At 53.7% G+C, this 9045-nt stretch carries 7 protein-coding genes; 3 read left to right on the forward strand and 4 right to left on the reverse strand.

The genetic code is table 11. The annotated features are described in order from the left end of the window. Positions 1-149: 149 nt before the first annotated feature. A complete protein-coding gene (kdgK, locus tag D6029_RS12460) occupies positions 150-1082 on the reverse strand; it encodes a 2-dehydro-3-deoxygluconokinase (protein WP_120065067.1) in 933 nt (310 codons plus the stop codon). Positions 1083-1314: 232 nt separating this feature from the next. Here kdgK and pdeH point away from each other — a divergent pair, with 232 nt between their 5' ends. Further along, positions 1315-2088, forward strand: a complete 774-nt coding sequence (gene pdeH, locus D6029_RS12465) for a cyclic-guanylate-specific phosphodiesterase (protein WP_120065068.1) — start codon at positions 1315-1317, stop codon at positions 2086-2088. 65 nt (positions 2089-2153) lie between these two features. Beyond that, positions 2154-4220, forward strand: a complete 2067-nt coding sequence (locus tag D6029_RS12470) for an AsmA family protein (RefSeq protein WP_120065069.1) — start codon at positions 2154-2156, stop codon at positions 4218-4220. 163 nt (positions 4221-4383) lie between these two features. On the opposite strand, the gene D6029_RS12475 is transcribed toward D6029_RS12470, so the two are convergent. The 3 genes from D6029_RS12475 to D6029_RS12485 all read right to left on the reverse strand — a co-directional run bounded on the left by D6029_RS12475 (position 4384) and on the right by D6029_RS12485 (position 8052). Then, complete coding sequence (locus tag D6029_RS12475) at positions 4384-5709, reverse strand: MFS transporter (RefSeq protein WP_120065070.1); 1326 nt, start codon at positions 5707-5709, stop codon at positions 4384-4386. A gap of 320 nt (positions 5710-6029) precedes the next feature. Continuing rightward, positions 6030-7097: an inner membrane protein YhjD gene (gene yhjD, locus D6029_RS12480; protein WP_120065071.1), complete on the reverse strand. Its 1068-nt coding sequence runs from the start codon at positions 7095-7097 to the stop codon at positions 6030-6032. A 55-nt stretch (positions 7098-7152) separates the two neighbouring features. Next, on the reverse strand, positions 7153-8052 hold the full coding sequence (locus D6029_RS12485; RefSeq protein WP_120065072.1) for a LysR family transcriptional regulator: 900 nt from the start codon (positions 8050-8052) through the stop codon (positions 7153-7155). Between the two features lie 119 nt (positions 8053-8171). Here D6029_RS12485 and D6029_RS12490 point away from each other — a divergent pair, with 119 nt between their 5' ends. Continuing rightward, entirely contained in the window at positions 8172-8930 is a 759-nt protein-coding gene (locus D6029_RS12490; RefSeq protein WP_120065073.1) for an SDR family NAD(P)-dependent oxidoreductase, read from the forward strand. Positions 8931-9045 lie beyond the last annotated feature (115 nt).

Consider the following 9045-nt stretch of genomic DNA (forward strand, 5'->3'; position numbering starts at 1 on the left):
TTTGCCCTCACCCTAACCCTCTCCCCCAGGAGAGGGAATCGACCAGCTTTCTCTACAGGAGAGGGAATTGACCGGTTTTCTCTACAGGTGAGGGAATTGGTCGGTTTTCTCCCTCTCCCTGAGGGAGAGGGCCGGGGTGAGGGGGGTTATTACGAAGGCATCGCTTCCTTAGGAATGATCGCCCCGCGATACTGAATCACAGTACTCGCAGTCAAATGCCCACGTTTCGCCGCTTCTTCAGCACTGCCGCCGGTCAAACGCACCGCCAGATAACCCGCGCTGAATGAATCACCCGCCGCAGTGGTATCGATAACCTTTTCTTTCGGTAATTTCACCGCCGGCACTTCCAGAGTTGATTCACCCTGAATCGCCACCAGGCAAGAATCCGCGCCACGTTTGATCACCACTTCGCGCACGCCAGCCGCCTGAGTACGGTGAATCACTTCTTCAACCGGCTTCTCGCCCCACAGCAAATCTTCGTCATCCAGCGTCAGGAACGCGATGTCAGTGCAAGTCAGCATTTGCTGATACACGCGCTGCGTCTCTTCACGGCTCGCCCACAGGCGCGGACGGTAGTTGTTATCAAAGATAACTTTGCAGCCGTTTGCGCGGCACTGAGTCAGCAGCGCCATCAGTTTTTCACGGCTTGCGGCGTTCAGAATCGCGAGGCTGATTCCGCTCAGATACAAATAATCGAACTGCGCCAGTTCGGCACAAATCGCCTGCGCTTGATCGCTCTCCAGCCAGAAACGGGCTGCGGCTTCGTTGCGCCAGTAGTAGAAAGTGCGCTCGCCGGTTGAGTCAGTTTCGATGTAATACAGACCCGGTAAACGGTGCTCCAGGCGCTGTGTCAGTTCGGTGTGAACGTTCTCTTGCTGCCATGCGTCGAGCATTTGTTGGCTGAAGTTATCTTCACCCAGTGCCGTCACGTAATGGACTTCAAGATCGGCCGCGTTAACCTGGCGGGCGATATAAACGGAAGTGTTAAGCGTGTCGCCACCAAAGCCGCGGCTAACTTCCGCACCTTTTTGCGACAGTTCAATCATACATTCACCGATAACGGCGATTTTGCGCGTTGGCATAGCAGTAGACCTGAATTAATGAAATTACCGATAGTTTGATGGTCGGCTAAAAACGAGTCAAACAATTTAAAACGATGTTTCGGAAAACTTTGAGCTAAGGCAGTTTATTGACGATGTGAAGCAACTCTCCTTCATTGCAGTTGTACTGAAAGCGAACATAAAGTTCTCATGCGCTACGCCGATAACTTGACGATGAGCCATGCGAGTTATCAAGGTAAACAGGACGTACATGATGAAGTTTAAGCAGATCACTCACCGGCTAAATACGCTTGAGGCGAGTGTCGAAAGTTTGCAGGAACGGCGGTTCTGGCTGCAATGCCAGCGGCAGTACACCTTCCAGCCGATCTATAAAATCGACGGCCATTTAATGGCGATAGAGCTGCTGACGGTGGTGACTCACCCGGATGAGCCGGAAATTCGCATTCCGCCGGATCGCTACTTCACGTCCATATCCAGCCGCTCACGCCTGATGGTTATTGAAGAGCAACTGAATCTGCTGGCGCAATGGGAATCTATTTTCCTCGGTTATGGCATTTTGGCCTCGGTTAACGTAGATGGCCCAACGCTGCTGGCGATGAAACAACATCAGCCGATTCTGGCGCTGATCAACAAAATGCCGTGGGTGCGCTTTGAACTGGTTGAACACATCACCCAGCCTCAGGCCATCACGCTGGCGGGAATGCACGAATTTGGCCCACTGTGGCTCGACGACTTCGGCACTGGCGTCGCCAACTTCTCGGCACTGAGCGAGATGCGTTATGACTACATCAAAGTCGCCCGCGACTTGTTCATCATGCTGCGCACCAGCGACGAAGGCCGCAATTTATTCACCATGTTGCTGCAACTGATGAACCGCTACTGCAAAGGCGTCATCGTCGAAGGCGTGGAAACAGAAGCGGAATGGCGCGATGTGCAAGAGTCTCCGGCTTTCGCGGCGCAAGGCTATTTTCTATCTCGCCCAATCCCGTTTGAACAGTTGGAAAATGTGCTAACTCGCCTCTCCTGATGCCCTTTTGGCCCCGCTCAACTATCTTTAGTTAAAGCGAGCCACATCAGGAAAGGGGGCAAGGCATGACTAAAACTGGAAAAATTGTAAGCGGTGTCGTCGGGGTTTTATTGTTGTTGGTTGTGGTGGCAATCATCGTGATTGCGACGTTTGACTGGAATCGGCTCAAACCGACCATCAACCAAAAAGTCTCGACAGAACTTAACCGCCCGTTCGCTATTCGTGGCGATCTCGGCGTGGTTTGGGAGCGAAATAAAGAAGAAACCGGCTGGCGCAGTTGGGTGCCGTGGCCGCACGTTCATGCTGAAGATATTATTCTCGGCAACCCGCCTGAGATTCCTGAAGTGACGATGGTGCACCTGCCGCGCGTTGATGCCACGCTGGCACCGCTCGCGCTGCTCACCAAAACCGTCTATATCCCGTGGATTAAGCTCGTGCAGCCCGATGCGCGGATTATTCGTCTGTCGGAAAAAAACAATAACTGGACGTTTAACTTAGCCTCCGACGGGACGAAAGATCCCAACCAGCCGCCGTCGGCCTGGTCATTCAAGCTGGACAATATTCTTTTCGATAAAGGCCGCATCGCAGTTAACGACAAAGTCACCAAAGCGGATATTGAAATCCTCGTCGATCCGCTCGGTAAACCGCTGCCGTTTAGCGAAGTCGAAGGGAAAAAGCCCAAAGGCAAAGACGCCGCGAAAGCCGGGGATTATGTCTTTGGCCTGAAAATGAAAGGCCGCTATAACGGTGCGCCGCTGGAAGGCAGCGGCAAAATAGGCGGCATGTTGGCGCTACGCAGCGAAGGTGAAACCGCCTTCCCGGTGCAGGCGGATGTGCATTCTGGCAATTCCCGCGTGGCATTTATCGGCACCATTAACGACCCGATGAAAATGGGCGGCGTCGATTTACAGCTTAAATTCTCCGGCGACTCGCTGGGCAATCTCTACGATTTAACCGGCGTGCTGCTGCCGGACACGCCGCCGTTTGAAACCGACGGCCATTTGCTGGCAAAAATCGACACCGAAAAAGGCTCAGTCTTCCGCTATCAAAACTTTAACGGACGCATTGGCGACAGCGACATTCACGGTTCGCTGACCTACTCGCAGGGCAAACCGCGCCCGAAACTCGAAGGCGATCTGGAATCTAAACAGCTGCGACTTGCGGATCTCGGCCCTTTAATTGGCGTGGATTCGGGCAAAGGCGCGCAGCAAAGCAAAAAGTCAGAGCAGGCAAAAGGCGAGAAAACGAATCAGCCCGCCGACAAAGTCCTGCCGTATGACCGCTTCGAAACCGACAAATGGGATGTGATGGACGCCGACGTGCGCTTTAAAGGCGGGCGTATCGAACACAGCGGCACGCTGCCGCTGAGCAACCTCAACACTCATGTGATTCTCAAAGATGCCGACCTGCGTCTTGCACCGCTGAAATTCGGCATGGCGAATGGCACCATCAGCGCCAATATTCACCTTGAAGGAGACAAAAAGCCGATGCGCGGCACGGCGGATATTCAGGCGCGACGTTTGCAGCTCAAACAGTTAATGCCGAAAGTGGAGTCGATGCAGAAAACCCTCGGCGAGCTAAACGGTGATGCCGATTTGCGCGGGCGCGGTAACTCCGTCGCCGAGCTTTTGGGCACCAGCGACGGCAACCTGAAACTGCTGATGAACGATGGATTAATCAGCCGCAACCTGATGGAAATCGTCGGCTTAAACGTCGGGAACTACATCGTCGGGCAAATCTTCGGTGATGACGAAGTGCGGATTAACTGCGCGGCGGCAAACCTTGATTTACGCGGTGGCGTGGCGACACCACGGATATTCGCATTCGATACCGAGAACGCGCTGATTAACGTCACCGGGACGACGAACTTTGCCACTGAACGGCTTGATTTGACCATCGACCCGGAAAGCAAAGGGATCCGCATTATCACGCTGCGTTCGCCGCTGTATGTGCGTGGGACGTTTAAGAACCCGGATGCGGGGGTGAAAGCCGGGCCGCTGATTGCCCGTGGCGCGGTGGCTGCGGCCCTGGCGACGCTGGTGACGCCAGCCGCTGCGTTGCTGGCACTGATTTCGCCGTCAGAAGGCAGCGATAATCAGTGCAGCCGTATTTTGGGGCAGATGAAGAAGTAACACCCTCACCCTAACCCTCTCCCTGAGGGAGAGGGGATCGCCCGGTTTTTTCCCTATCCTGAGGGAGAGGGGATCGCTCGGTTTTCTCCCTATCCAGGGGGAGAGGGGATTGACTGGTTTTCTCCCTCTCCTTTGGGAGAGGGCCGGGGTGAGGGGAAATAAACTAAAGCGACAAATGACGCGTCTCTTTCGACACCAACAGCGCAACCAGCGTAATCGCTGACATCGCCGCCAGATACAAGCCGACGTAGAACAAGCCGTAATTCGCCTGCAACCAGGTGGCGATATACGGCGCGACAGACGCACCCAGAATCGACGCCACGTTATAGGAGAACGACGCTCCGGTATAACGCACTTCGGTTGGGAACAACTCTGGCAGCAGCGCGCCCATTGGGCCGAAGGTCAAACCCATCAGGCTCAGGCCAATCAGCAGGAATGCCATTACCAGCGTCGGGTTACCGGAACCTAACAGTGGCTGGAACACCGCTAACGCGAACACAATCATCAGGCTGGTGATCACAATCATGCACTTACGGCGGCCAAATTTATCCGCCAGATAACCGGCAATCGGCACCATCACGCCAAAACCAATCACCGCCATCATCAACATCCACAACACATCGTTGCGTGAGAATCCGAGGCCTTTAGGCACCGCAGCGGTGCTGAACGTCATGGAATAAACCGTCATGATGTAGAACAGCGTGTAAGTCGCCAGCATGATAAACGTGCCGATGATCGTTGCTTTCAGGTGTTTGGTCAGCAGCGTTCCCAATGGGATTTTCACCTGCTTGCCCGCTTTGGCTATTTTGGCGAACACCGGGGTTTCATGCAGCGAAACGCGCACATACAGGCCGATAATCACCAGCACTGCAGAAAGAATAAACGGCACGCGCCAACCCCAGGACATGAACTGCTCGTCGGTCAGCAGCCAGGAAAGCAGCAGGAAAGTGCCGTTGGCAAAGAAGAAGCCGATGGGCGCGCCGAGTTGCGGGAATGAACCGTACAGCGCACGTTTGCGTGGTGGCGCGTTCTCGGTTGCCAGCAATGCTGCGCCGCCCCATTCCCCGCCCAGACCCAAACCCTGGCCGAAGCGTGCCAGCGCCAGCAGCATTGGCGCCAGAACGCCGATGGTTTCATAGCTCGGCAGCAGGCCGATAACCACGGTAGACACACCCATCGTCAGAAGTGATGCCACTAAAGTCACTTTGCGACCGACCCGGTCACCAAAATGGCCGAATAGCGCGGAGCCAATCGGACGCGCCACAAAGGCAATCGCGAAGGTGGCCAGCGACTGTAGCGTGGCGGCGGTTGGGTCACCTTGTGGGAAGAAAATATGCGGGAAGACGATTACCGCCGCAGTGGCATAAATATAGAAATCGAAGAATTCGATAGCGGTGCCGACGAGCGAGGCGACAACAACTTTTCCGCGTGAGTTGACGGGCGTGGCGTCAGTTTCGGTATTGACTGGATTTGCGATGGTGGCTTGCATAATTTTTTCTTATTTTAGCGAACGAAGGGCCATATTACGCACAGCAAATAGCGCATTTCAACGCACGCTTACGCGTGAAGCTGTGCGATTAACGAGCAATGAGAGGATAATTTTTAGTCCAGAAAATAAATGTCTATGTCGTGCTTCTCACTTTTAAAAATTCAGTGAATAAAACTGCTTTTAGGTTAAATAAAAGTTACAGGCTGGATTTATGTGCTGGAAGCGCGGGAGGGGGAAGTTTTCGTAGGGCGGATAAGCGCAAGCGTCATCCGCCGGAAAGTGTCGGATGACGCAGGCTTATCCGACCTACGGATTGCAGATCATTTGTGCGTTTTACCCGGCATTCGTGGGTCGTCTTTATACTGCGCGGTGGCAATCCACGCGGCGCAAAACAGCGTCAGGCGGGCGAAGAAATAGAAGAACGCCATCAAACCGAGCACCGAACCAAACGCTGCGCCTGACGGCGAGCTCACCAGTTTTGGCAGGCTGTAGGTCATGATGATTTTGATCACCTCAAAACCTATTGCGGCGATAAACGTGCCGCGAATCAGCGCTTTCTTGCGCGGACGATGGCGCGGCAAGCGCCAGAAAATCCAGAAGAACAGCAAATAGTTAGCCAGAATAGAAATCGCCAACCCGACCAAATGCCACACCGGTTTGAGCCACTCAATGCCGTCTAAATGCAAAAGCCCGATCAGCATGGTCTGCGCGGAACCGGCAATGGAGGTGATGGAAAGCGTCACAATCAGCGCAATCAGCAGGCCAATCAACGAGATAAAATCGCGCAGATATTTGACCCAGAACTTTTCTTCATCCTTCGGATTGCGTTCCCATTTGTCACGCGACTGTGCGCGCACCGCTTCGCGCAAATTCCCCATCCAGTTAATCCCGGAATAGAGCGCAATCAACAGGCCGACTAAACCGACCGTGGTGCGTTGTTGAATCGCGGTATTAATGGTGTTTTTAAGCGTGGCGGCCAGCGTCGGGTCGCTGACGTTCTCGAAGATTTTGTTGAAAATATCCTGCAATAGCGTCGGGTGTGAGGCCAGAATGAAACCGCCTGCGGCGAACGCCACCATCATGATGGGGATCAGCGAGAGAAACGAGAAATAGGTAATTGCCGCACCAAACTGATTGCCGAGGCGGTCGTTAAAGCGCTCGGTGGCACGTAAAAGATGCGCCACCATTGGGCGCTGCGCGGCTTTATTGACGCTCTCTATCGTGTGGTTAACCGTCTCGTTGCGCGTTTTGATTTTTAACAGATCGTCCGATTCATCGGGCTTCTCAGGCGCAATAATTTCGGGTTTCGGTTCCGTCTGAAATTTGGCGACAGGCTCATAATCAAGCGATTCGGTTGGGCGTTTCTCGACGTTTTCCGGTGGGGTCATCAGCAGCGTTATCCTTTTAGTTTTGCTGGCTCGTAAAGAAATTATAGCCTGGTCGTCAGTCTACATAGCCTTTAACCAGCCCGGTCAGCCATTCCATAAACAAATGAACGCGGCGGGAAAGGTTGCGGCGATGCGGGTAAAGCAGCGAAACGGGCATCGGTTCGGCGCGATATTGCGGCAGAATTTCTACCAGTTTTTTACTCTTGAGCAGATCTTTTACGCCAATGCGCGGCACCTGAATAATCCCCAGCCCAGCGAGGCACGCCGCCTGATAAGTCTCGGTGCTGTTGACGGTGATCACCCCGCCGGTTTTCACCCAGCGGGTGGTTTTATCCATCCACACTTCAAAGCCTTGCGGGCGGCTGCCGAGATTGAGGGCGTAATGCACCACGGCGTGGGACGCCAAATCATCGAGGCTTTCCGGATAACCAAAACGCGCCAGATAATCGGGGCTGGCACAGTTAATTAAGGTGAGTTTCCCCAGCGGGCGCGCCACCAGGCCGGAATCTTTAAGCTGCCCAACGCGCACCACGCAATCAAACCCTTCCCGCACCACATCGACCATGCGGTCGCTGCTGCTGAGTTCAAGTTCAATGCCAGGATACTGCTGCAAAAACGCCGGGAGATTGGGGATCACCAGGTTTTTGGCGACACCAACAGGCATATCCACACGCAAACGCCCGCTGACACTTTTCGGATCGTGCAAAAAAAGACCATCCAGTTCGTCGAGGTTAGCCAGCAGATCGCGGCAGCGTTCGTAATACACCATTCCGTCCTGGGTGAGCTGCACGCGTCGCGTGGTGCGATGTAATAACCTTGTTTTTAGTAAGCCTTCAAGCGCCTGAATCTGGCGCGATACGCTACCTTTAGGAAGGCCCAGAGTATCGGCGGCGCGGGAGAAACTCTCCAGTTCCGCCACTCTGATGAACAGTTGCATTGCGTGTATTTTATCCACTTTATTCCCGCATTGTTGTTAGTAGTGAAACAGTGATGCGCAATCAGCACTCTTTATTGATTTTGTAGCAGCTAATAAGCTTTACCTCAATCACCTGACAGCCATCAAAGGGGCAAAACATGACTCAAACAATCGCATTAGTGACCGGCGGCAGCCGTGGATTAGGTAAAAACGCGGCTTTGAAACTGGCGGCGCGCGGCGTGAACATTATTCTGACTTACAACAGCAAGCAGCAAGAAGCGTTCGATGTGGTGCGCGAAATTGAACTAATTGGCGTAAAAGCGGTGGCAATTCAATTGAATGTCGCCGAAAGCGCCACATTTAGCGCATTTGCTAAAGAAGTGAAGCAACAGTTGCATGACGTGTGGCAGCGCGATTCGTTTGATTATTTATTAAACAACGCCGGAACCGGGCTGGATGCGCTGTTCGAAAAAACAACAGAAGAACAATTTGATGATTTAATGAACATCCATTTGAAGGGGCCATTCTTCCTGACGCAGCAACTGTTGCCGCTGATTAAAGACGGCGGTCGTATTCTTAACGTTTCTACCGGCCTGACGCGTTTTGCGCTACCAGGAAAAGCCGCTTACGCTGCGATGAAAGGGGCGATGGAAGTGCTGACGAAGTATCAGGCCAAAGAGCTGGGTGCGCGTGGGATTTCGGTGAATATCATTGCGCCGGGGGCGATTGCCACTGATTTTGGCGGTGGTGTGGTGCGTGATAACGAACAAGTCGGCAAGGCGATTGCCGCGCAAACCGCGCTGGGGCGTGTGGGTCAACCGGACGATATCGGCAACGCGATTGCGGTTCTGCTTAGCGACGAAAGCGGCTGGATGAATGCGCAGCGTGTTGAAGTTTCAGGCGGGATGTTCTTGTAAGGTATCGAGATAGTGCCGGATGACGCTGCGCTTATCCGGCCTACAAATGCTGCGAGTCGGGAGACAGTTCCGTTCACCCGGTATTCAGTGTTTCATATAGCCACTGCACCGGTGA

It is taken from the genome of Buttiauxella izardii, from assembly GCF_003601925.1.
Lineage (GTDB): Bacteria > Pseudomonadota > Gammaproteobacteria > Enterobacterales > Enterobacteriaceae > Buttiauxella > Buttiauxella izardii.